Consider the following 23,698-nt stretch of genomic DNA (forward strand, 5'->3'; position numbering starts at 1 on the left):
ATGTTAATCATTCGAAATAGACAAGCACTTAAAGAGGCAATTTTAAAACAAAAAAAAGCGAATAAAACAATTGGTTTCGTGCCAACAATGGGTTTTTTACATGAAGGGCACATGACGCTTGTAAGCCATGCAAAAAAAGAGACGGATTTTATCGTTATGAGCGTGTTTGTTAATCCAACCCAGTTTGGTCCCAACGAAGACTTTGACGCATATCCACGCGATGAAGCACATGATGCAAAGCTTGCTGAGGCTGGTGGTGTCGATATTTTATTTGTGCCGACAGTTGAGGAAATCTATCCAACTGAATTAGCAACGAAATTGCACGTCATTAAACGTGTTTCCGTACTTGATGGTGCTGACAGGGAAGGCCATTTTGACGGTGTAGTTACAGTTTTAACGAAGCTATTTCATTTAGTAAATCCAGATAATGCTTATTTTGGTCAAAAAGACGCTCAACAAGTAGCAGTCGTTTCTGGTCTTGTAGAAGATTACTTTTTCCCGGTGAATTTGCGAATCATTCCTACAGTTAGAGAGGCTGATGGACTTGCGAAGAGCTCGCGAAATGTCTACCTCACAGAAACCGAACGTAAAGAAGCGCCAGTAATTCACGCTGCTTTACAACTTGGTCGGCAATTAATTGAATCTGGCGAGACAGATGAAGCGAAAATAGTACAAGTTATGACAGACAAAATTAATGAGCAAACATCTCACGAGAAAATCGCCTACCTAGCGTTATATTCTTATCCTGAATTTACTCCAGTGAAAGACTGGACCAAAGGGATAATTATAGCTGCGGCAGTAAAATATTCGAAAGCTCGTTTAATCGATAATGAATTAATAAATGTGAAGAGGCGGTAAAAAATGTTTAGAACAATGATGAATGGCAAAATTCACCGAGCGACTGTAACAGAAGCCAATCTGAATTATGTAGGAAGTATTACGATTGATTCTGCTATTTTAGAAGCGGTGGATATGCTTCCAAATGAAAAAGTTCAAATTGTAAATAATAATAATGGTGCGAGATTAGAAACCTATATTATCCCAGGTGAGCCGGGAAGTGGTGTGATTTGTTTAAACGGAGCTGCTGCAAGACATGTTCAAGTTGGTGATGTAGTCATTATCATGAGTTATGGGATGTTTACAGCGGAAGAAGCTAAAACGCATGAACCAAAAATTGTGGTATTAGACGAAAAAAATCATATAGAAATGATTCTTCCAGAAGAAAAAGCGCATACGACTTTATAATCAGTTCGGGGAGCTTGAGCGGATTTCTGCTCAAGCTACTCGTTTGTTTGAATCGTTATTTTTGAATAAAAGCAGTGAAGGAAAGAGGTGGAGAAAATGAAACAGAAGCGTTATATTGTCGTTGATTTAGAAACAACTGGGAACCAAGCCTCGCGAGAAGATCGTATTATTCAGTTCGCTGCATGTTTTGTCGAATCAGGAAAACGACTGGAAACATACTCCACTTTTTTAAATCCAGAAAAGCCTATTCCTGCTTTTATTCAAGAGTTAACGGGAATTTCTCCAAAAGATGTTAAAAGTGCGCCACTATTTGAAGATGTTGCCCCGATTATCGCTACTCTATTAGAAGATACTATTTTCGTAGCGCATAATGTCTCGTTTGATTGGACTTTTTTAGAACGAGAAATGACACGTGCTGGAATTTCATTAGGCAAAATGAAAAAGCTAGATACTGTTGAACTCTCACGTATTATGTATCCTGGGATTGATAGTTATAAATTACAAGATTTGTCAGATGAATTTGGTCTAGGACATGATAAACCACACCGCGCAGATAGTGATGCAGAAGTTACAGCGGACTTACTTTTACTACTCTTAAATAAACTTGAAAATTTACCACTTCCGATTATTCGACAAATGGCCACTATTTCAGGGAGCCTAAAAAGTTACTTACCAGAACTTTTATTTGAAATAGAGATGAAAAAAGAACGCGAAAATAAACCACTTGATCCAGCTTTTATCGAACATCGTGGATTGGTGATTCGAAAAAAAGAAGTCAAAAAACCAATGTATAGTCGAGCAGATTTGCTTGAATTTCCTGAGACTGCTGATGCAAAGATGGCATTGTTTAAAAAAGCAGGGGCCCCACTTTATGCAAGAAGTGGCCAGTTTGAAATGATGAATCTAGTTTTCCAAGCTATGAAATCAGGGAAACATGCGTTAATTGAGGCTGGAACAGGTATTGGTAAGTCATTGGGCTACTTTTTGCCAGCTATTTATCAAGCGAAACAAGCTGAATTACCTGTTGTAATAAGTACATATACGAATCTACTTCAAGCACAATTGTTTGAAAAAGATGTGCCCCTTTTGACAAAATTAACTGGTTTTGAAGTGAAAGCGAGTTTACTCAAAGGTCGGGATCACTATTTGAACTTATTTAAATTCGAACAATTGCTTCGAGAAGTTGATCCGCAATATGATGTGGTTGTAACCAAACTAAAACTACTTGTATGGCTAACTGAAACTACAACCGGTGATATTGATGAAGTAAATTTATCAAGTGGTGGAGAACTATTTTGGAATCGAATGAAGCATACTGGTTGGTTTTTATCAGAGAAGCATGATCCGTGGTTACTATATGATTTTTATAAATTTAACATCGAACAAGCTAAAAATGCTGATTTAGTTATTGTGAATCACGCACTTCTTTTGAGTGACCATTTTTCTGGGAGACAGACATTACCCAAATATGCGTTTGCGGTCATTGATGAGGCGCATCATTTTGCTGATAGTGCTAGAACACAAGGTAGTTTTATCCTTTCCTACCGTAAACTAAAATATTTTTTAAATCAGCTTGGTTCACTAGAAAAATATTCTTTACTCACAAGGCTCGCAATGGCTTTTCCAGAAGCAGATAGTTTATATGACTTAGATATTGCTGCGATGAAGTTAGGCGAGGCAGTAGAAGAATTTTTTACTCTCCTAAAAATGCAACTAAAATATGCGCGTAAAAACTTACAAGAAGTTGTTTTAGTTGAAAATAGCGAAAAAGACGCTTGGAATGACGCGATATATTATGCAGCTGAAAATGTACTTCGCTTACTTCAAGAATCTGAAAAAAATATGGAAACTTTACTCGAGCAAGGTAAACAAGAAGAAAATGAATTAGGGGAAGCCGAGAGCGCTTTTTTAGAAGAAATGTATGCTTTTTTACTTGATTGGAAAAACATCGTGAAACAATTAGAGCAAATGCTTCACAAAAAATCCCCTATTCTAACTATCTATTTGCAAGCAGATAAAAACCATTCTATCTCAAGTATCCGTCTGAAAGCGGTACTTATGGAAGTCGAACCAACGCTTGGTAAAGAATTTTTCGCCAAAAAAGAAAGTGTCATTATGACTTCAGCAACGCTTACTGTAAATGGGAAATTTGACTATTTGCGAAAGAGTATTGGGTTAGAAAAGGAACAGCTAGTTGAAAAACGTATTCCATCACCATTTGATTATAAAGAAAATGCGCGTGTGATGATACCTGATGATATGCCACCAATTAAAGATACACCCATTGAACGTTATACGGCAGAACTTGCTAAATATATTCGGCATATAGCTGTGAAGACAAATGGGCGGATGTTAGTTCTTTTTACAGCCTCAGAAATGTTACAAAAAACATATTATCATATGAAAAATGAGAAATCATTAGAAGAATATGTAGTTCTCGCGCAAGGTGTTTCAGCGGGAAGTGCCGCCCGTTTAACCAAGCAATTCCAAATGTTTGATAAAGCCATTTTACTTGGAACAACGAGTTTTTGGGAAGGGATAGACATTCCAGGAGAAGATTTATCATGTTTAGTAATTGTAAGGCTTCCGTTTGCACCAATGGATGATCCTTATACGAAAGCACAAATTGCCCTTCGAAAAGAGCGCGGTGAAAATGCGTTCCAAACGTATTCCTTACCAGAAGCTGTTTTGCGATTTAAACAAGGATTTGGTCGGTTAATTAGGCGAGAATCAGATCGTGGAATTGTTTTCGTTTTTGATAACCGCGTGGACACAACAAGATTTGGTAAAGCTTTTTTAGAATCTATTCCTAGTGCACCAATTTTAAAAGGAAACCAAGCCGATTTACTGAAAGAAGTAAGTGAATTCTTTAAGGAAGGTTAAATTTTTCCTAATATGACTTCAAATCTATGGCTGCTATTGCTATAATGTATCTATGCGAAAATGAAAATGCATATCACCGGGCATAATTCCGGTAATTTAGAAATAGAAATGAGCGAGATTACTTTGCGAAATAGAAAACCTAAACGTAAGATTGGCAAATGGATAGCGATTATTCTCGGCATAATTATTGTGCTTATCGTGGCGGCTTTTCTGTACTTTAGATATGCAGAAAAACCCGTAACCAACGCAGAAAAAGAAGCTTTAGATCGAATAAGTGGCCAAGTTGATTTGAAGACCACGGATAAATTTTATTTATACAATGGTCCAAAAGAAGTTTATTATGTACTTACTGGCAAAAACAGTAAGAATAAGAAAATCATTGTCTGGGTTCCAAAGAAAAAATCCGACAAAGTATATGTTAAATTCGCATCTGATGGGATTACAGAAAGTCAGGCACACGACAAAGTAGTAAAAGAAAAAAATCCAGCAAAAATTTTACATGTCACTCTAGGCATGGAAAAAGAAACACCTATTTGGGAAGTTGCCTACTTAGATAAGAATGACAAGCTAAACTATTTTGATATTAACTTTGAAACAGGTGAATGGTACAGAGAAATTGAGAACTTGTAATTAAACTAGAGGAGGGAATAACATGGACTTACCGTTATCAAAACGTGTCAAAGGAGTTGCCCCGTCGCCAACACTCGCGATTACGGCAAAAGCAAAACAAATGAAACAAGAAGGAATTGATGTTATCGGATTAGGTGCTGGGGAACCAGATTTTAATACCCCGCAAAATATTATCGATGCAGCTACCGAGTCCATGAATAAGGGATTCACAAAATATACTCCTTCAAGCGGAATACTCGAACTTAAACAAGCAATTGTGGATAAGCTCAAAAAAGACCAGTCATTAACCTATGAAACCAATCAGATTTTTGTAGGTACAGGGGCAAAACATGTATTATATTCTGCGTTTCAAACGATTTTGGATCCTGGCGATGAAGTCATTATTCCCATTCCATACTGGGTTACTTACCCAGAACAAGTAAAATTAGCTGGTGGAATTCCAGTATTTGTCGAAACCAGCTTTGATGCAGATTTCAAAATATCAGCAACTGATTTTGAACAAGCTATCACCAAAAAAACAAAAGCAATTGTGTTGAATTCTCCCAATAACCCATCTGGCATGTGCTATACAAAAGATGAATTAGTAGCAATTGGAGCAGTTGCTGAGAAACATCAGATTTACATTTTATCGGATGAAATCTACGAAAAATTATACTATGGAAATAAAGCAGACTTAGTTTCTATCGCTAGTCTGAGTGATTGTTTATATGATTTGACGATCGTCATTAACGGCGTGTCTAAAGCATATTCTATGACTGGATGGCGTATTGGTTACGCAGCCGCAAATAAAGAAATCATCGCTGGTATGAGTAAGCTTGCAGACCATTTAACAAGCAATCCCACTGTTAATTCGCAATATGCAGCGCTGGAAGCTTATGTGGGTAGTCAAGAAGTTCCAGAAAAAATGTACAAAGCTTTTGAAGAGAGAATGGAACGCTTTTATCCAGAACTAAGTAGCATTCCAGGGTTTAAACCGAAAAAACCAGATGGCGCTTTTTATTTCTTTATTGAAGTAAAAGAAGCGGCACATAAAAAAGGTTTTCAGGATGTAGATGCTTTTGTAGCAGCTCTTTTAGAAGAAGCGAAAGTCGCAGTCATTCCAGGCTCAGGATTCGGAATGCCAGATTATATACGCCTTTCTTATGCAACAAATCCAGACTTATTCCAAGAAGCTATAAATCGAATCAAAAGTTTTATGAAATAGGGAGTGTAGACAAGTGAAAATTACAATCAATCAAGCATCCGAATTTGTCGGAAAAGAAGTAACAATTGGAGCATGGCTTGCGAATAAGCGTTCAAGTGGAAAAATTGCTTTCTTACAATTACGTGATGGAACAGGATTTATGCAAGGCGTTGTCGTAAAAGCAGAAGTTGGCGATGATATTTTTGCTACTGCCAAAGCTTTAACACAAGAAACAAGTTTATATGTCACGGGTACAATTAATGAAGATACTCGTTCACCATTTGGTTACGAAATGGCTGTATCTGGGGTTGAAGTAATTAGCGAATCACATGATTACCCGATTACACCGAAAGAACACGGTACTGAATTTTTAATGGATCACCGTCATTTATGGTTACGTTCTAATCGCCAACACGCTATCATGAAAATTCGTAATGAAATTATCCGCGCTAGTTATGAATTTTTCAATAAAGAAGGATTCTTAAAAATCGATCCACCTATCTTAACTGGTAGTGCACCTGAAGGAACAACAGAACTGTTTCACACGAAATATTTTGATGAAGATGCTTTTTTATCTCAAAGTGGTCAATTATACATGGAAGCAGCAGCAATGGCTTTCGGGAAAGTATTCTCATTCGGTCCAACTTTCCGCGCTGAGAAATCAAAAACACGCCGTCATTTAATTGAGTTCTGGATGATTGAACCAGAAATGGCATTTTACAAATTAGAAGATAGTTTACAAGTACAAGAAAACTATGTGGCTTTCCTTGTAAAAGCGGTACTTGATAACTGTCGCTTAGAACTTGATCGCCTTGGACGTGACGTTAGTCATTTAGAAAAAATGGTTGCTCCGTTCCCGCGTATTACTTATACAGAAGCAATCGAACGTTTACATGAATTAGGCTTTGATGATATTGTGTGGGGAGACGACTTTGGGGCACCACATGAAACAGCGATTGCGGATAGCTTCGAAAAACCAGTCTTTATTACACATTATCCAAAAGCAATTAAACCATTTTATATGCCAGAAGATCCGGAAAATGATCAAGTGGTTTTATGCGCTGATATGATTGCTCCAGAAGGTTACGGAGAAATTATTGGTGGATCTGAACGTATTCATGATTTAGAGACACTACAAGCTAGAATGAAAGATTTCGATTTAGACCAAGAAGCATACAGCTGGTATCTTGATTTAGCTCGTTACGGCTCGGTACCGCATTCTGGTTTTGGACTTGGTTTAGAACGTACAGTAGCTTGGATTTCCGGAACAGAACATGTTCGCGAAACAATTCCATTCCCACGTTTACTTAACCGTTTATATCCTTAAAAAAAGTGAAGCCATTTAATGGCTTCACTTTTTTTATCTTTTTATAAAAACAGTTTTTCCACTTGATTTAGTGATTTTATCATTACTTTTATATTTTTCCCTTGAAAACCATGTTATAATTTGAGGGTGAGGTGTTTAAAATGGATTATAAAATGCTTGGAAAATGGATGGCTGAAGGACAAGTAACTTTGCCGCAAGTTTTAGTGAAAAACTATGCAGTGCTTGGCTTAAATGAAAGCGAACTAGTACTTTTACTTCAAATACAATCATTTGCAGCAGAAGCAGAATTTTTTCCTTCGATGGAGATGTTAACAGATAGAACAACGCTTCGACTGGAAGATACTATTAAAACAATGGATTCACTCCTAAAAAAAGGCGTGATTGCTATTGAACAAAGCAAGGATAATTCGCTAATGATTTCGGAACAATACAATTTAGAGCCGCTATGGTGTAAATTAGCCGCGTTATATGAAAATATGGAAGCAGATATTAGACAAGACCAAGAAGTTGAACAACAAACGAATTTATACAGTTTATTTGAAGCAGAATTTGGCAGACCGCTTTCACCAATGGAAGCAGAAATGTTATCTGCATGGGTGGACCAAGACCGAACAAGTCCTGATTTAATTAAAGAAGCCCTTAAGGAAGCAGTTATTTCACAAAAATTAAATTTTCGCTATATTGATAGGATATTGCTTAATTGGTCTAAACAAGGTGTCAAAACAACAGAAGACGCTAAAAGAGTAGCGGAAGAATTTCACCAAAACGGGCGAACTAACCAAACGATGAATAAAAGCGAAGTCAAAAAAAGTGCAGGGTCTATACCATTATACGACTGGCTCGAAAAAAGAAAAGGGTGACGTAAACAAATTGTTATCAAATAAACAAACTGTATTATGCATAGAAGAAATGGCGAAAATGTTTCCAGCAGCACATTGTGAACTAATCCATAAAAATACGTTTGAATTACTAGTTGCAGTTGTGTTATCCGCGCAGTGTACAGATGTTTTAGTCAATCGTGTAACAGCTTCACTTTTTGAAAAATATCACCGACCAGAAGATTATTTAGCCGTACCATTAGAGGAATTAATGGACGATATACGTTCGATAGGTTTGTACCGAAATAAAGCAAAAAATATTCAAGGGTTATCTGATAAAATACTTACTGAATTTAATGGAGAAGTCCCACGCACTCATGCTGAACTGGAAAGCTTACCCGGTGTTGGCAGAAAAACCGCCAATGTTGTTTTATCTGTTGGTTTTGGTATCCCAGCGATTGCAGTCGATACACATGTAGAGCGGATTAGTAAACGTCTTGGCATTTGTAGGTGGAAAGACTCTGTTGTAGAAGTAGAAGAAACACTCAAACGAAAACTACCAAAAGAACTATGGTCTGACGCGCATCATTATATGATTTTTTTTGGAAGATACCATTGTAAAGCAAGAAACCCAGAATGTCCGACATGCCCTTTACTGTATCTATGCAGAGAAGGAAAGAAGCAAGCGAAAGTGAGGGGATTTGATGGCTGAATTTAAGTATGCAATGGAATTATCTCATCCAGATTTTCCAGCACCTGATGTGATAGCAGAAGAGTATGATCCGGAATCAATTTATGTGAGTGGCTTACCTTTTTGGCAAGAACAACAATTTTTTACAAAGGGCGGGGGCGTTATCCCGTGGAAACATGAAACAGATAGAGCTTGTCGAAAATTAGCTAAACATATGACCAATTTAGCTGAAAGTATGGAAGCTGATTTAAAGACGCATAAAAAGCCATCTCCAGTTACTGTTAGAGATGCATTAGGAATATTTTTATCCATTTTGTTCTGGAGTAATCATCGACCTGTTCAACTTAATAATTTAATGGAACAAGTGAAAACACTTGAAATGAAGCCACTTAATTTAGATGAGCGATTGGAATATGTTTTGAATCGAGGAAATACTTTTTTAGGTTTTCGCCAATTAAATGAATTAATGTTAGAGCAGCGTAAATTAATTGCTAAGAAATAAAAAAAGAGAAGACGAATTTTCGTCTTCTCTTTTTGTGTTATTTATTAATCGGGTGCCTGTTCAGCTGGAACTTTGACAGTAGTGGAAGCAGCAGGACTCTTCTTGCCATCTTTTACGGCGACAACATTGATAGAAATTGTATCACCTGGATTACCACCACTTACAGAGACGGAGGTTGAAGAGACAGTAGTCGTGCTACCATTAACTGTTACCTCGTAGGTTGCACCATCTACTGGAGACCAAGAAGCGTTAATCTGTTTCGAATTTGCGTCATAACTTGCTCTTAAGCCGGTAGGGGCAGTAAGATTTTTGGCTTCTTCTTCTTTTTTCTTTTTCTCTTCTTCAGCCTTTTTCTTTGCTTCTTCCTCAGCTTTTTTCTCTGCATCTGTTTTTTTCTTGTTCTCTTCTTCAGCTTTTTTCTTAGCTGCTTCTTCTTTTTTCTTCTTCTCGTCTTCTGGAGTAGAAGCTGTTTTTGTTGGGGCAGTTCCAGCTAAAAATAATTCATAGCTTACTTTGTCACTTGATGTACCAGATGCAGCACGAGCGATTGGGTTACTACCTTTTAGAATTGGAACAGAAACGACATTGCTTGGCATTTTGAAGTCTGCTGTAGTTTTCCCAGCAGATGCATGAGCCATTAATTTACTAAACATATATTGTGCAATTTTTTGCTCGCTTGCGGAAACATATTTTTTCTTATCATCATAACCAGTCCATACAGCAATTGAATAGTTTGTTGTATAACCAGCAAACCATGAATCACGAGCAGCCCCACTAGGATAGTAATACTTCGAAGTGAATTCTGGTGGAATATTCGTTGTACCTGTTTTACCAGCAGCAGGGACACCAGGCACGGCTGCTGAAGTACCTGTTCCGATAGAAAGAACGTCTTTTAGAACATCCGATACCATATAAGCTGTAGATTCTTTCATTGCTACTGTACTGTTTGGTTCTGTGTCAATTTCAGTTTCCCCATCTGATAAAACAATCTTGGTAATTGTATGAGGGGTATTGTAAATTCCTTTATTACCGAATGCGGCATAAGCACCTGCCATTTGCATTGGGTTGGAACTATTAGCCCCAATGGCATTGGATTCTACATTTTGACCTTCATCATAAGTAATACCAAGTTTGTTAACAAATTGTTCGGATTTTTCTAGCCCAACAGCTTGAAGCGTTTTTAGGGCAGGAATATTACGAGATTGATAAAGTGCTTGTCTTACAGAAATTGGCCCCTTGTAACCGAAATCCCAGTTGTTAATAGGAGTTCCGCCTGTATACGAATAAGGTTCATCTTCTAAAATATGAGCTGTAGACCAGTCTAAATATTCAAAAGCTGGGCCATAATCGGCAATTGGTTTCATGGTGGAACCTACAGAACGTTTAACCTGAGTAGCATAGTTATAACCACGAGTAACTTTTTGGTTACGTCCGCCACCAATTGCTTGAACACGGCCAGTTTTTGTATCTTGTAGAACAATTCCGGCCTGCATTTCATCATCAGTGAAGTTAATGATTTCATTAGTATTCAACATTTTTTCTGTATATTCTTGTGCATCGCGGTCAAGTGCAGTATGAATTGTTAAACCATCACGATAAACATCGTATTCTTTCGGAATTTCACTTAAAACTTGTGTTACATAAGCATCGTATTTGTAAATTTTATCTTCACGATCTTTTTTAGAGCGAAGTCCGGTAGCAACAGGTGTTTTTTGTGCAGCAGTCATCTCATCTTTAGTGATTTTATCATGAGTATACATATTAGTTAAAACTTGATCACGACGTTTTTTTGCAGCTTCTGGATGATCGTATGGGTTATAATTATTCGGACTTTGTGGCATACCTGCAAGAAGCGCTGTCTGAGCTAAAGTAAGATCTTTGAGACTCTTACCGAAATAATGCTCTGAAGCTGTTTGCATCCCGTGAACACGGTCAGACATATAGACTTTATTGACATAGATTTCAAGGATGTCATTTTTGCTATATTTTTCCTCTAATTGAAGTGCAAGCCATGCTTCTTGTGCTTTTCGCGCGAGTGTTTTATTGGTGTAATCAAGATAGGACATTTTGATGATTTGTTGGGAAAGTGTACTTGCACCTTCTGCACCAAATCCGTCTTTAACATTAGCGATTACAGCCCCACCTAGTCGAATAGGATCAATCCCGTCATGTTCGTAAAAACGCGAATCTTCAGTTGTAAGAATTGCATTTTTAAGTGTTTCCGGTATATCTTTGTATTCAATATATTCCCGCCGTTCGGTTCCAATTTCTGCGAAAACCTTCCCATCCTTATCAAGTAACTTGGATGAAAGGGGATCTCGTAGCTTGGAGTCGGTCAGTTTTGGTGCGTCTTTTGCATAACCGTAAAAGACAGTGGCACCAGCCGCAACACCAAAGAAAGCTAAAAATAACCCGAGAAAGAAAATAGTTTTGAAAATATTTACTGCAACTCTTTTTCCTCGTTTTGGTGGATTCTTTTTAGAATTTCCATTTTGCTTGCTGCGATACTGAGATCTTGTCTGCGGTTTATCTGCCATTAAAAATCTCTCTCCTTTAAAAAAGGTTGACTAGAAGTATAGTTTCTCGATTAATTTCAAAAAGTCAAGCCTTGGATTTAGACCATAAGGAATTTGGTCTGATACATCTTGTATTTCTGCAATGGTAACGGATTTTCTGCCACCATTCTGCATTCTTTGCCAAAATGGATAAAACTTTTCAAAGGGAATGAAGTAGGTTTTACCGATTTTTTGGAAGGCAATGATGACGAAAACAATGCCATCTTGTTTTAATACATTTGCCATATGGTTCATTTGGTGATCGTGAAAATTACTAAGTGGAAAGGAAGTAGTGTTTTGTGTTTCTTTTGCCTCGAAATCAATATACTTTCCTTTGTAAACACCGTTGTAATCGGTTGTGGATGGTGTTTTGAAGTAGGCTTCCTTAATTTTTGCGCTACTTCTTTTTGGATAATCCACACTGACAATTTGGACTGGTGTAGGTTTTTTGTGGATGACAGCGATATTTTGTGCTAAATAGTAAGCAATTGTATCATTTAAATCATCTTCCAAAGACATACCACGTTTTCCATAAGTAACAGGTGCTTTCCGTTTTTTTTGCGGAATTCCCTCATGACCTGCTGCATATTTCTTGCCGTTCGGATAGCCAATAGCCATTTTTTTCACCTCAATCAGAAAATGTCTATTCTGAATTTTAGACTATCATCTATTATAACAAATAAAAATGATAGTAGCAAAAAAATGCAAAACAACTCTTTTCGGCAACGAACTACTTAATAAATAGAACGTACCTTCGTCTATTTTACCATATTTTAGCTAATAATCTAATTTTAGGCAAGATTTCCCTTCCTATGCTATTCTTGAGGTAAGTGAAATTGTAATGAAAAGAGTGATATTATGGAACTTTTAGAACGTACGGAAAAATTGCTTCTACAAAACGAAAAAAACTGGGAACTCTATTTAAGTAATCGTGAAGAGGCAAAACCGTTCGATTTTTATAAAGATATGAAACCATTTGTAGATGAGGCTAAAGCTTGTGCAGATAATTTTTTAGAACTAGCAATTCCCTGGGTAAACAAAGAACGCCCACCCTACTTAGGGGAATTACAACTTAGACAAGCTTGTGATAATATCCAAATGACTGCAGTGAGTGCATTTAATGGAAAGTCTTTTTATAAACATTTCCTAGATCACTATCAGTCATCCAAGTATACACTAACTAGAGTAAGAGATTTCTTAAAAAGAAAAGAGGAATTGATGTGAAATCCATCGCAGTGACCGGGTATAAAAATTTTGAACTGGGAATTTTTAAAAAGGACGCAGATGAGGCTGTTTATATTAAAGAAACTATTAAACGTCATTTAATTCCACTTATAGAAGACGGATTAGAATGGGTAATTATTTCTGGACAGCTGGGGATTGAACTATGGGCGGGAGAAGTAGTGGCTGAATTAAAAAAAGAAGAATATGCTATTAAACTTGCACTATTAGAACCATTTGAAAATCAAAGTAATAACTGGAATGAAGCTAATAAGTTATGGGCAAGCGAAGTGCTTAGTGTAGCGGATTACCATGCTTTTATTACAAAAAGACCTTATGAAAGCCCATCCCAATTTGCAGCGAGAGATGGTTTTATAATTGATAACACGGACGGAGCAATACTTATTTATGACTTAGAAAAAGAAGGTTCACCGAAGTTTTTTTATGATCGTGCCAAATTAGCTAAAGAAAGAGCGAATTACTACTTAGAGTGTATTGATTTTTATGCACTACAAGATGTGGTGGAAGATATGAATCAAGCATTTTAATATATGGAAGAAAGTAGTAATTTTGCAAAAAACACCCGTATAGATTGACAAATGGAGTGAGATTTGGAAAAATAAGAGTAAGTATATTATTAGAACAAAATACGTAAGAATAGAGATAGAGGTGGAGTTACATGACTTCGGAACAATTTGAGTATAACTTAACTGGCAAAGAAATTTTGGAAAAAGAATTTAAAACTGGACTTCGTGGTTATAGCCCAGAAGATGTAGATGAGTTTTTAGACATGGTTATTAAAGATTACAGTACATTTACACAGGAAATTGAAGCACTGCAAGCGGAAAATATTCGTTTAGTGCAAGAATTAGATAATGCACCAGTGAGAACAGCAGCACAACCAGCACCAACTTTTCAAGCAGCGGCACAACCTGCTGGAACGACCAACTTTGACATTCTAAAACGACTTTCTAATTTAGAAAAACATGTTTTTGGAAATAAGCTGGACGATAACGAATAGGTGTGCTAGTATAAGTAAGTTAAGAGTAAATGAATAACGTTCGGATAATCGCTGTTTTCTTTTGAAAGCAGAGGAAAGTCCATGCTCGCACGGTGCTGTGATGCCCGTAGTGATCGTGCCTGGTCAAACAATAAGCCAGGGCATTCCGGATTTCCGGTTTGACGGCAGGTGAAGGACCTAAGTCTTTGGATATGGTCTTATAACCTTGAAGGTGCCACAGTGACGAAGTTCCGGCAGAAATGCTCGGAAGTGGAACGAGGTAAACCCCACGAGCGAGAAACTCAAACTTATGGTAGGGGCACTTTTCCCGAGGAATCAAGAACAAGGGACGAGGTGCGAATTAATTTTCGCGCAGATAGATGGTTATCTCTTTACTATTACCCTGTATGTAGTAAAGAACAGAACATGGCTTATAGAGCGTTATTTACAGGATTTAATTTAACATTGAAGGCTGTTTTAGAAGGCCGGAGCGCAAGTTTTAAGGTGGGTGTTCGACCTGGTTGAATGCCTATTTAAAACAAACCTCCCCCCTCTTAAAACAGCTTTTTTTCATTAGAAATTTAATTAAAGGATGGGACACAATGAAAACATTTCAGTTGGTGGCAACAGCTGCTTCCGGTTTAGAGGCAATTGTTGGAAAAGAAGTAGCGCGTTTAGGCTATAACCCAAAAGTAGAAAATGGTAAAGTATATTTTGAAGGAGACTTATCTGCAATTGCTCGAGCGAATCTATGGCTTCGTGTAGCTGACCGGGTGAAAATTGTGGTTGGCGTTTTTAAAGCAACAACATTTGATGAACTATTTGAAAAGACGAAAGCTTTACCTTGGGAAGATTATTTGCCGCTAGATGCACAATTTCCTGTCGCTGGAAAATCGGTTAAATCAACGCTTTATAGTGTTCCTGACTGCCAAGCGATTGTGAAAAAAGCAATTGTAAACCGTGTCAGTGAAAAATATCGTCGTTCTGGCCGTTTGATGGAAACAGGGGCGTTATTTAAGCTAGAAGTTTCTATTTTAAAAGATGAAGTGACATTGACAATTGATACTAGTGGTGCGGGATTACATAAACGTGGTTATCGTCTAGCACAAGGAAGTGCACCAATTAAAGAAACGATGGCGGCGGCACTTGTGTTACTTACAAGTTGGCATCCAGATAGACCATTTTATGATCCTGTTTGTGGTTCTGGAACGATTCCAATTGAGGCAGCACTTATTGGCCAAAATATTGCGCCTGGTTTTAACCGAGAATTCGTATCGGAAACGTGGGACTGGATGCCGAAACAAATCTGGGAAGATGCCCGTCAAGAAGCAGAAGATTTAGCCAATTATGATCAACCGTTAAATATTATTGGCGGAGATATTGATGCTCGTTTAATCGAAATCGCGAAACAAAATGCGGTTGAAGCTGGTCTTGGCGATTTAATTACTTTTAGACAACTTCAAGTGGCTGATTTCCAAACAGAAGATGAGTACGGGGTCGTTGTTGCGAATCCACCATACGGAGAACGGTTAGAAGACGAGGAAGCAGTGCGCCAACTATACCGCGAAATGGGTATCGTTTATAAACGCATGCCGACATGGTCAGTATATGTCCTTACTTCTTATGAGCTTTTTGAAGAAGTTTATGGTAAAAAAGCAACGAAAAAACGGAAATTATATAATGGTTATTTGCGTACCGATTTATATCAATATTGGGGACCAAGAAAACTGCGTCCTAAAAAAGAAGACTGAATGGAGGAGTTAAGTTTGGTAGAAACATTAGAAGAGGAATTTTTAGCGTATATTAAAAAGATGGAAGCTTTAGAAGAAGCACTCGCATTAGTTTATTGGGATCTTCGTACAGGCGCGCCGGCAAAAGGGATGGAAGGCCGTTCTGATGTTATTGGCGTTCTATCTGAAGAGATTTTCAATATGCAAACATCAGAAGAAATGGCTGCTTTTATTGCTGGACTTAATGTAGATAAAGAAAATTTAGCCGAAATCACTCGTAAAACATTAGAAGAATCTCAAAAAACATATGATTTAAATAAAAAAATCCCAAGTAAAGAATACGCGGAATATACTAAACTAGTAGCGCAAGCAGAAACGGCGTGGACAACAGCTCGCGAACAAAATGATTTTGCGGCTTTTGAACCATTCCTAACAAAAATCCTTGAAATGAAGCGTAAATTCGTTGAGTATTGGGGTTATGAAGAAAATAAATATGACACATTACTTGATCAATATGAGCCAGGTGTAACCGTATCTGTGCTTGATTCCGTATTTGAGAAAGTACGTGATGGCATTATGGCGATACGTGAAAAAATCGCAAAAGAAGGCGTGAAGCCAGATGGGACGATTTTAAATACAAAAATTTCCGAAGCAAAACAAAAAGAATTTAGTATTCGTATTTTGAATAAAATGGGCTTTGACTTTGAAGCTGGTCGTTTAGATAAAACAGTTCATCCTTTTGCCACTGGTTTAAATAGAGGAGATGTCCGCATTACGACACGTTATAATGAAAATGACTTTAAAATGGCTGTGTTTGGTACAATTCATGAAGGTGGCCATGCGATTTACGAACAAAATTTTGATGCTGCACTTGTTGGAACACCACTTGCAAATGGTGCGTCTATGGGGATTCATGAATCACAATCATTATTCTATGAAATTATTATCGGTTCTAGCTTAGCATTTTGGAAAAGCAATTATGCAGAGTTTCAAGCGGTAACAAAGCCAGCTTTTGATAACGTGACATTAGAAAGTTTTTACCGAGCAGTAAATATCTCTGAAAGTTCGCTGATTCGAATTGAAGCGGATACGTTAACTTATCCACTACACATTATGATTCGTTATGAACTAGAAAAAGCACTTATTAACGGTGAATTAGAAGTGAAAGATTTACCAAAAGCTTGGGGAGATAAATACGAAGAATATCTTGGCATTCGTCCAGATAATGATACAAATGGTGTCTTGCAAGATATTCACTGGGCTGGTGGCGACTTTGGTTACTTCCCATCATACGCACTTGGCTTAATGTATGCGGCGCAGTTCTTTAACCAAATGCGAAAAGAAATTCCAAATATTGATGCAATTATCGCCAGTGATGATTATTCGGAACTAAAAACATGGTTGACTGAACATGTGCATAAATTTGGTAAAACGAAGAAACCGCTAGAAATTTTAACAGATACAACAGGAGAAGGCTTGAATCCAACATATTTGCTAGATTTGCTAGAAAAAAGATATGCATACGTTTACCAATTTAATGAGTAAAAAATTAGCTTGACCCCGCTCCTTTAGAAAGCTATAATAAACAACATAACTTAAAACCGAAATACTTATATAATAGTTGCGATTGGGCGACGAGTTTCTACCTGGTTACCGTAAATAACCGGACTATGAGTAGTTTGTATAAAGAAGTCACTCCGAAAATTGGTGGCTTCTATACTGCTTCTCTAAATTTAGAGAAGCAGTTTTTTTATTTTGAAAGGAGAATATTTTTGAAATTACTGGAAGCGTTTATTCAAGAAAAAGGTACAGTTTTACCAGGAAATGTTTTAAAAGTAGATGCATTTTTAAATCATCAAATTGATCCTGGCTTAATGCAAGAAATGGGAAAAGCGTTTGCTGAACGTTTTAAAGACTTAGGTATTACAAAAATTGTCACAATCGAATCTTCTGGTATTGCACCCGCTGTTTTTGCAGGATTAGCTCTTTCAGTACCGGTTGTTTTTGCTAGAAAGAAAAAATCTGTGACCTTAACGGATAATTTGTATACAAGTACGGTTTATTCCTACACGAAAAAAGAATCAAATGATATTTCTGTATCCAAGCAATTTTTAACGGATGCAGATACGATTTTAGTTATTGATGATTTTCTCGCAAATGGTCAAGCAGCTCTTGGCTTACTTGAAATTGCTGAGCTTGCTGGAGCAAAAGTTGCAGGAATTGGGATAGTCATTGAAAAGTCTTTCCAGCAAGGTCGCGAATTATTAAATAAAACAGGGATTCCAGTTTATTCACTAGCACGAATTGCCTCACTTGAAAACGAAGAAATCTTATTTTTAGAGGAGGAATAGGAATTAATGTTAGGTAAAGGGAAAATTGCAGCTTTAGGATTTCAGCATGTTCTAGCGATGTATGCTGGAGCAGTTATTGTTCCACTATTAATCGGTGGAGCGCTTGGATTTAATGGAGAAGAAATGACTTACTTAGTTTCGATTGATATTTTTATGTGTGGGATTGCGACATTGCTACAATTAACAGTTAATCGCTTCTTTGGTATTGGCTTACCAGTTGTACTTGGATGTGCAGTTCAGGCCATTGCACCAATTATTTTGATTGGCCAAGATATGGGCATTGGCGCGATTTATGGATCAATTATTGTTTCAGGACTTTTTGTATTATTAATAGCACCATTTTTCTCCAAAGTTGTACGATTTTTTCCTCCTGTAGTGACGGGCTCCGTTGTAACTGTGATTGGTTTAACGCTAATTCCAGTGGCGATTAATAATCTGGCCGGTGGAGAAGGGGCAAAAGATTTTGGCTCAATGTATAATCTCGGCCTTGGTTTTGGGACTTTACTTTTAATTATTTTAGTGTATCGTTTTGGACAAGGGTTTTCGAAGGCAATTGCTGTTTTAATAGGACTGGTTGGGGGTTCGCTTTTTGCAGCGCTTTATAAAGGAATCTCGCTTGGGCCTGTGAGTGAGGCGAGCTGGTTCCATATGCCGAAACCATTTTATTTTGGCATGCCGACATTTGAGTGGCCAGCGATTATTACGATGATTTTAATTGCACTAGTCAGCATGGTGGAATCGACTGGAGTATATTTTGCTTTATCTGATATTACCGAACGAAAATTATCGCAAAAAGATTTAACGCGTGGTTACCGAGCAGAGGGCCTTGCGATTATGCTTGGTGGGGTATTTAATACATTCCCATATACTGCTTATTCGCAAAACGTGGGACTTGTTCAGCTTTCTGGTATTAAAACACGTAAAGTGATTTATGCAGCGGCTGGTTTCCTTATCGTCCTTGGTCTAATTCCAAAAATTGGCGCAGTAACTACGATTATTCCAACTCCAGTCCTTGGGGGCGCTATGGTCGCAATGTTTGGAATGGTTGTTGCACAAGGTATTAAGATGCTTGGAAAAGTTAATTTTACCTCTCAAGAGAACTTGTTAATTATCGCATGTGCAGTTGGGGTTGGCTTAGGCGTAACAGTTGTACCAGATTTATTTAATGCTTTTCCATCCTTTGTTCGTTTGTTTACGAGTAATGGAATTGTTGCTGGAAGTGTGACTGCAATCACATTAAATATCATTTTCAATATGATTCCACACAGAAAAGATAAAAAAGTAGTAGATTCAGAACTTCAACATGCTGAGTAAAAAATAAAACAGTTTTAATTGGGCTATTTTTTCTCATATACTTTTACACATTCATTTATTTGAAAGCGGAATTGGTCTATATCAATTTCGCTTTTTTGCTGTTTTTCTAGTTTTATTTTCATACTGATGGGTATTTTCAAGTAGCTCCAAAAAGCAAGTTTGGGGTAGATAAAGTAAGGGGGAAAAGTAGATGAATGGAAAACAAGTAATGGTTGGTGGTTTGTCTTTACTTTTAGTTGGTACGGGACTGGGAGCGTTTGGCAATACAGTTCAAGCAGCGACTGATGATGCTTCTGTTATGCCAGATATTTCTAACAAACAGGTGCTAGTTGGGTACTGGCATAGTTGGAAATCTTCCGGAAAAGATGGCTATCAACAAGGGACTTCGGCTGATATTGCGCTAAAAGATACACCAAAAGCTTATAACGTGGTAGATGTTTCCTTTATGAAAGGGGACGGTGTAAATCGCATACCAACTTTTAAACCAGTGGGAATAACTGATAGCGATTTCAGAGCACAAATTGGCGCATTAAACAAAGAAGGTCGAGCAGTACTTTTAGCGCTTGGTGGTGCAGATGGTCACGTGGAACTGAAGGCTGGGGATGAACAGGCGTTCGCGAATGAAATTATCCGCCAAGTAGAAACATACGGCTTTGATGGACTAGACATAGACTTAGAACAAAGTGCCATTACCGCGGGAGATAATAAAACCGTTATTCCAGCAGCGCTAAAAATCGTCAAAGATCATTACAAAGCAGAAGGCAAAAACTTCTTAATTACGATGGCGCCAGAATTTCCTTATTTAAAACCAGGTAGCGCTTATGAAAGCTACTTAACTTCCCTTGCTAATTACTATGACTATATTGCTCCACAACTTTACAATCAAGGTGGTGACGGAGTTTGGGTAGATGAAACTAACCAATGGATTGCGCAAAATAATGATACTTTAAAAGAATCTTTCTTATATTATATGGCTGATTCTTTCATTAACGGGACGCGCGGCTATTTAAAAATTCCTGCGAATAAATTTGTCTTTGGTTTACCAGCTAATGTAGATGCAGCGGCAACTGGTTACGTTAAAGACCCTCAAATCGTCCAAAATGTATTCAATCGTTTACAAGCAAAAGGAACTCCAGTAAAAGGTGTTATGACCTGGTCCGTTAACTGGGACGCTGGTAAAAATAGTGCCGGAGTAGCTTATAATAATGGTTTCTCTAATGCTTATGGACCAATCGTTGGTACTAATTAAATAACGAACCGATACCCATTTTAAGTGGGTATCGGTTTTTTTAAAACAAGAGACTTGCATTCATTTTAAAATCGGCGTATGATATAAATCGGAATGATTATTATTTATGAAAGGAGAGACAGATGGCTAAAAAATCAAAAGTTGCTAAACATGAACGTCAAAAAGCGCTTGTAGAACAATATGCAGAACTTCGCCGCAAGCTTAAAGCGGAAGGCCGTTTTGATGAGTTGCGTAAGCTGCCAAGAGATTCTTCACCAACACGACTACACAATCGTTGCGAGCTAACAGGACGTCCGCATGGTTATATGCGTAAATTTGGAATGTCACGGATTCGATTTCGTGAACTAGCACATCAAGGACAATTACCCGGCGTGAAAAAAGCAAGCTGGTAAATGCTCCTTTTTTCTGCGAGCCAGATATAATTATGCTACAATAGATGGCAGTAGAAGGAAATAGGAGGATTATATATGAACGAAAATCGAGAAAATTTGCTCGTTGTAGATGGAATGGCACTACTTTTTAGAGCATTTTATGCAACAGCTGTTTCCAAACAATTTATGTTTAATCAACACGGTATACCGACAAACGGCGTGCAAGGTTTTATGCGTCATATGTTTGCAGCGATCCGCCAAAGTAACCCAACGCATACACTTATTTGCTGGGATATGGGGTCACAAACATTTCGTAATGAATTATATGATGGTTACAAAGCGGGCAGAACGGCGCCACCAGAAGAAATGATACCACAATTCGATTTAGCAAAAGAAGTAGCTGCTGGGTTTGGCTTTGTTAACTTGGGTGTACCTGGCTTTGAAGCAGATGACTGCATTGGTACGATTACAGTTCAGGCTAGTAATAGTATTTCGACAACCGTGTTAAGTGGCGATAAAGATTTACTACAGCTAATCGCACCGACGAATGATGTGTGGATTATGCAAAAAGGTTATGGCAATTATAAACGATATAATGAAGCAACTTTTTTTGAAGAAATGGGCATTACACCGAAACAGTTTATTGATGTGAAAGCCTTGATGGGAGATACTTCTGATGGTTATCCTGGAGTGCGTGGCATCGGTGAAAAAACAGCGATTAAACTTATCCAAGAATTTGAATCAATTGAAGGAGTTTTAAATAACTTAGATAAACTTAAACCCGCCCAACAATTGAAAATTCAAGAAGATTTAGCAATGCTTGAACTGAGCCAAAAATTAGCTAGAATTCATACCGAAGTGCCGTTAGAAATGAATATAGCAAGCTTAAAATATAATGGTTTCAACGATGATGCTTTTGCAGTTGTTGAAAAATATGGATTGAAAACGTTAACGCGCGATATTGAATAAAAATAGAAGCAATCTGGTTATTTGACACCAGGTTGCTTCTGTTTTTTTATAGCCTGACGCGCGAGTTGGTCGGCTTGTTTATTTTGGCTAACGTTACGCCATTCTGCAAAAAATAACTCTACCGAATCAGCCATTTCTAAAATTGCTTCTAAATGGGGTTTGAATAAAGGATTTTTAGCGTGTCGTTTATGGATTGCTTCAATGGCGACTTTCGAATCAGAGTATAGTCGAATAAAAGTTGCTTGTTTTTTTAAAGCTTCTTCTAGGCCTAGTTTAATCGCGATAAATTCAGCTTCATGATTGGTCATAACTTCTAGAGGAATGGCGAATTGTTCATAGATACCAGCTGCTTTTAGGACAATACCTGCACCACTAGGACCAGGATTTCCAGCACTTGCACCGTCAACGAAAACTTCCATATTGTGCGCCTCCTATTGTTTGAGTAGATGTGGCTTTATTATAGAAGGAAAGCTCTATTTTTGCAATAAAAAAACCGGTAAAAGAATACCGGTTTCTAAGTCTGTGTCTAATTGGCAACTGGATTAGGCTTTTTCTACATTGGCTGCTTGAGCGCCGCGATTACCTTCTACTACTTCAAATGTTACCGCTTGGCCTTCTTCTAAAGATTTGTAGCCGTCACCTTGGATCGCTGTGAAGTGAACGAAAATATCTTCGCCGCCGTCTGATTCGATAAAACCGTAACCTTTTTCATTGTTAAACCATTTTACTTTCCCATTTTGCATTGAAATAAATCCTCCTAAGTATGGCTAATAATTGCTAGAATCATTTTTAAAACGCTTTCATTTTTGTTAAAAATTTTTCTTGCAAATACTACCTTTTCAGTTCATAGCGTTGCCGCATATGATACTAACACTATAAATCAAAATACCTATATACGTCAAGCTGATTTTCAATATTTTTTAAATTTTTGGACTTGTAAAGGCTTACTTTTTACTTGAATGTTATATTTTGTCTCTTTATGTTAGATAGCATGCGAAAAAAAGTACTTGAATATCCTAGGAGAAATTTCGTTTTAGAAAGGGTAATTGCTTTTAGAAAGTCAGATATTATAGTACAATTGGCTGTGTGAAAGAATTTAAGTTGGAGGGTATAGCTATGCCAACACCTAGTATGGAAGATTATATTGAAAAAATCTATTCCCTTATTGAGACGAAAGGTTATGCCAGAGTTTCAGATATTGCTGATGAGTTATTTGTCCATCCTTCTTCTGTAACAAAAATGGTACAGAAACTAGATAAAGACGAATATTTAATCTATGAAAAATATCGTGGATTAATTTTAACACCAAAAGGAACACAAATGGGGAAAAGGCTACTAGAAAGACATGCATTATTAGAAAGTTTTTTAAGTATTATTGGTGTGGAACCGTCTCATATTTATCATGATGTGGAAGGCATTGAACACCACTTGAGTTGGAACTCGATTGACCGTATTGGGGATGTTGTTCAGTTTTTTGAAAATCATCCGGATGCGCTTAAGGCGCTTAAGGCGATGGAGACGACGAAACCAGAAACAAAGGAATAACGGTAATCCAAGGTTGAGATGTTGATTTTTGCGCAATCAAGGCCTTACTTTAGAATCAAAATGGTGTTACATCGCTTGGTGTCGCGCTTTTTTGATGCACTAAAGAAGCCAAAA

At 37.4% G+C, this 23,698-nt stretch carries 23 protein-coding genes, 1 other RNA gene, 1 pseudogene and 1 riboswitch; of the genes and pseudogenes, 21 read left to right on the forward strand and 4 right to left on the reverse strand.

The window, feature by feature from the left end:
- From panC to HCB45_RS01180, 9 genes and pseudogenes are all read left to right on the forward strand, one after another.
- Positions 1–858 (forward strand): pantoate--beta-alanine ligase, encoded by an 858-nt coding sequence (panC, locus tag HCB45_RS01140; RefSeq protein WP_185618385.1) that lies wholly within the window; start codon positions 1–3, stop codon positions 856–858.
- Between the two features lie 3 nt (positions 859–861).
- Positions 862–1,245, forward strand: a complete 384-nt coding sequence (gene panD / locus HCB45_RS01145; protein WP_185618387.1) for an aspartate 1-decarboxylase — start codon at positions 862–864, stop codon at positions 1,243–1,245.
- A gap of 96 nt (positions 1,246–1,341) precedes the next feature.
- The gene (gene dinG / locus HCB45_RS01150; protein WP_185618389.1) at positions 1,342–4,128 is read left to right on the forward strand and encodes an ATP-dependent DNA helicase DinG, 3'-5' exoribonuclease type; all 2,787 of its coding nucleotides are present in this window, start codon (positions 1,342–1,344) and stop codon (positions 4,126–4,128) included.
- Between the two features lie 44 nt (positions 4,129–4,172).
- Positions 4,173–4,758, forward strand: a pseudogene (locus HCB45_RS01155) (cell wall elongation regulator TseB-like domain-containing protein).
- 22 nt (positions 4,759–4,780) lie between these two features.
- On the forward strand, positions 4,781–5,962 hold the full coding sequence (locus HCB45_RS01160; protein WP_185618391.1) for a pyridoxal phosphate-dependent aminotransferase: 1,182 nt from the start codon (positions 4,781–4,783) through the stop codon (positions 5,960–5,962).
- Positions 5,963–5,975: 13 nt separating this feature from the next.
- Entirely contained in the window at positions 5,976–7,268 is a 1,293-nt protein-coding gene (gene asnS / locus HCB45_RS01165) for an asparagine--tRNA ligase (protein ID WP_185319105.1), read from the forward strand.
- A gap of 140 nt (positions 7,269–7,408) precedes the next feature.
- Positions 7,409–8,128: a DnaD domain-containing protein gene (locus HCB45_RS01170; protein WP_185319104.1), complete on the forward strand. Its 720-nt coding sequence runs from the start codon at positions 7,409–7,411 to the stop codon at positions 8,126–8,128.
- Positions 8,129–8,138: 10 nt separating this feature from the next.
- Positions 8,139–8,798, forward strand: coding sequence for an endonuclease III (gene nth, locus HCB45_RS01175; RefSeq protein ID WP_185319103.1), 660 nt, complete (start codon positions 8,139–8,141; stop codon positions 8,796–8,798).
- The gene (locus HCB45_RS01180; RefSeq protein ID WP_185319102.1) at positions 8,791–9,279 is read left to right on the forward strand and encodes a YpoC family protein; all 489 of its coding nucleotides are present in this window, start codon (positions 8,791–8,793) and stop codon (positions 9,277–9,279) included. The genes nth and HCB45_RS01180 overlap by 8 nt, the downstream gene beginning before the upstream one ends.
- Before the next feature lie 44 nt (positions 9,280–9,323).
- On the opposite strand, the gene HCB45_RS01185 is transcribed toward HCB45_RS01180, so the two are convergent.
- Together HCB45_RS01185 and recU are read right to left on the reverse strand one after the other, a co-directional pair.
- Entirely contained in the window at positions 9,324–11,816 is a 2,493-nt protein-coding gene (locus tag HCB45_RS01185) for a penicillin-binding protein 1A (RefSeq protein WP_185618393.1), read from the reverse strand.
- A 30-nt stretch (positions 11,817–11,846) separates the two neighbouring features.
- On the reverse strand, positions 11,847–12,452 hold the full coding sequence (recU, locus tag HCB45_RS01190; protein WP_185319100.1) for a Holliday junction resolvase RecU: 606 nt from the start codon (positions 12,450–12,452) through the stop codon (positions 11,847–11,849).
- A 240-nt stretch (positions 12,453–12,692) separates the two neighbouring features.
- Between recU and HCB45_RS01195 the strand changes: the two genes are divergently transcribed.
- The 11 genes from HCB45_RS01195 to HCB45_RS01245 all read left to right on the forward strand — a co-directional run bounded on the left by HCB45_RS01195 (position 12,693) and on the right by HCB45_RS01245 (position 22,039).
- On the forward strand, positions 12,693–13,058 hold the full coding sequence (locus HCB45_RS01195; protein WP_185319099.1) for a YppE family protein: 366 nt from the start codon (positions 12,693–12,695) through the stop codon (positions 13,056–13,058).
- On the forward strand, positions 13,055–13,603 hold the full coding sequence (locus HCB45_RS01200) for an SLOG family protein (RefSeq protein ID WP_185319098.1): 549 nt from the start codon (positions 13,055–13,057) through the stop codon (positions 13,601–13,603). Before HCB45_RS01195 ends, HCB45_RS01200 begins: the two co-directional genes overlap by 4 nt.
- Before the next feature lie 131 nt (positions 13,604–13,734).
- Positions 13,735–14,076, forward strand: coding sequence for a cell division regulator GpsB (gpsB, locus tag HCB45_RS01205; protein WP_185319097.1), 342 nt, complete (start codon positions 13,735–13,737; stop codon positions 14,074–14,076).
- Between the two features lie 36 nt (positions 14,077–14,112).
- Positions 14,113–14,494: RNase P RNA component class B (gene rnpB / locus HCB45_RS01210), an RNA gene on the forward strand.
- Between the two features lie 163 nt (positions 14,495–14,657).
- Positions 14,658–15,806, forward strand: coding sequence for a THUMP domain-containing class I SAM-dependent RNA methyltransferase (locus tag HCB45_RS01215; protein WP_185618395.1), 1,149 nt, complete (start codon positions 14,658–14,660; stop codon positions 15,804–15,806).
- Between the two features lie 15 nt (positions 15,807–15,821).
- Complete coding sequence (locus HCB45_RS01220) at positions 15,822–17,330, forward strand: carboxypeptidase M32 (RefSeq protein ID WP_185618397.1); 1,509 nt, start codon at positions 15,822–15,824, stop codon at positions 17,328–17,330.
- Between the two features lie 45 nt (positions 17,331–17,375).
- Positions 17,376–17,476: riboswitch (purine riboswitch) on the forward strand.
- Between the two features lie 81 nt (positions 17,477–17,557).
- A complete protein-coding gene (locus HCB45_RS01225) occupies positions 17,558–18,136 on the forward strand; it encodes a xanthine phosphoribosyltransferase (protein ID WP_185319094.1) in 579 nt (192 codons plus the stop codon).
- Positions 18,137–18,142: 6 nt separating this feature from the next.
- Positions 18,143–19,450 carry a nucleobase:cation symporter-2 family protein gene (locus HCB45_RS01230; RefSeq protein WP_185319093.1) on the forward strand — a complete coding sequence of 436 codons (1,308 nt, stop codon included), beginning with the start codon at positions 18,143–18,145 and terminating at the stop codon, positions 19,448–19,450.
- Between the two features lie 190 nt (positions 19,451–19,640).
- A complete protein-coding gene (gene chiA, locus HCB45_RS01235; RefSeq protein WP_185319092.1) occupies positions 19,641–20,699 on the forward strand; it encodes a chitinase ChiA in 1,059 nt (352 codons plus the stop codon).
- Positions 20,700–20,821: 122 nt separating this feature from the next.
- On the forward strand, positions 20,822–21,091 hold the full coding sequence (gene rpsN, locus HCB45_RS01240; protein WP_185618399.1) for a 30S ribosomal protein S14: 270 nt from the start codon (positions 20,822–20,824) through the stop codon (positions 21,089–21,091).
- Between the two features lie 75 nt (positions 21,092–21,166).
- The gene (locus HCB45_RS01245; RefSeq protein WP_185319090.1) at positions 21,167–22,039 is read left to right on the forward strand and encodes a 5'-3' exonuclease; all 873 of its coding nucleotides are present in this window, start codon (positions 21,167–21,169) and stop codon (positions 22,037–22,039) included.
- A 17-nt stretch (positions 22,040–22,056) separates the two neighbouring features.
- Here the strand turns inward: HCB45_RS01245 and HCB45_RS01250 are convergent, their stop codons facing one another.
- Together HCB45_RS01250 and cspD are read right to left on the reverse strand one after the other, a co-directional pair.
- Positions 22,057–22,458 carry a ribonuclease HI family protein gene (locus HCB45_RS01250; RefSeq protein ID WP_003767509.1) on the reverse strand — a complete coding sequence of 134 codons (402 nt, stop codon included), beginning with the start codon at positions 22,456–22,458 and terminating at the stop codon, positions 22,057–22,059.
- Between the two features lie 123 nt (positions 22,459–22,581).
- On the reverse strand, positions 22,582–22,782 hold the full coding sequence (gene cspD, locus HCB45_RS01255; protein WP_003728273.1) for a cold-shock protein CspD: 201 nt from the start codon (positions 22,780–22,782) through the stop codon (positions 22,582–22,584).
- A gap of 373 nt (positions 22,783–23,155) precedes the next feature.
- On the opposite strand from cspD, the gene mntR reads away from it, so the two are divergent.
- Positions 23,156–23,584 (forward strand): transcriptional regulator MntR, encoded by a 429-nt coding sequence (gene mntR / locus HCB45_RS01260; RefSeq protein ID WP_185319089.1) that lies wholly within the window; start codon positions 23,156–23,158, stop codon positions 23,582–23,584.
- Positions 23,585–23,698: the final 114 nt, after the last annotated feature.

It is taken from the genome of Listeria farberi (assembly GCF_014229245.1).
Classification (GTDB): domain Bacteria; phylum Bacillota; class Bacilli; order Lactobacillales; family Listeriaceae; genus Listeria; species Listeria farberi.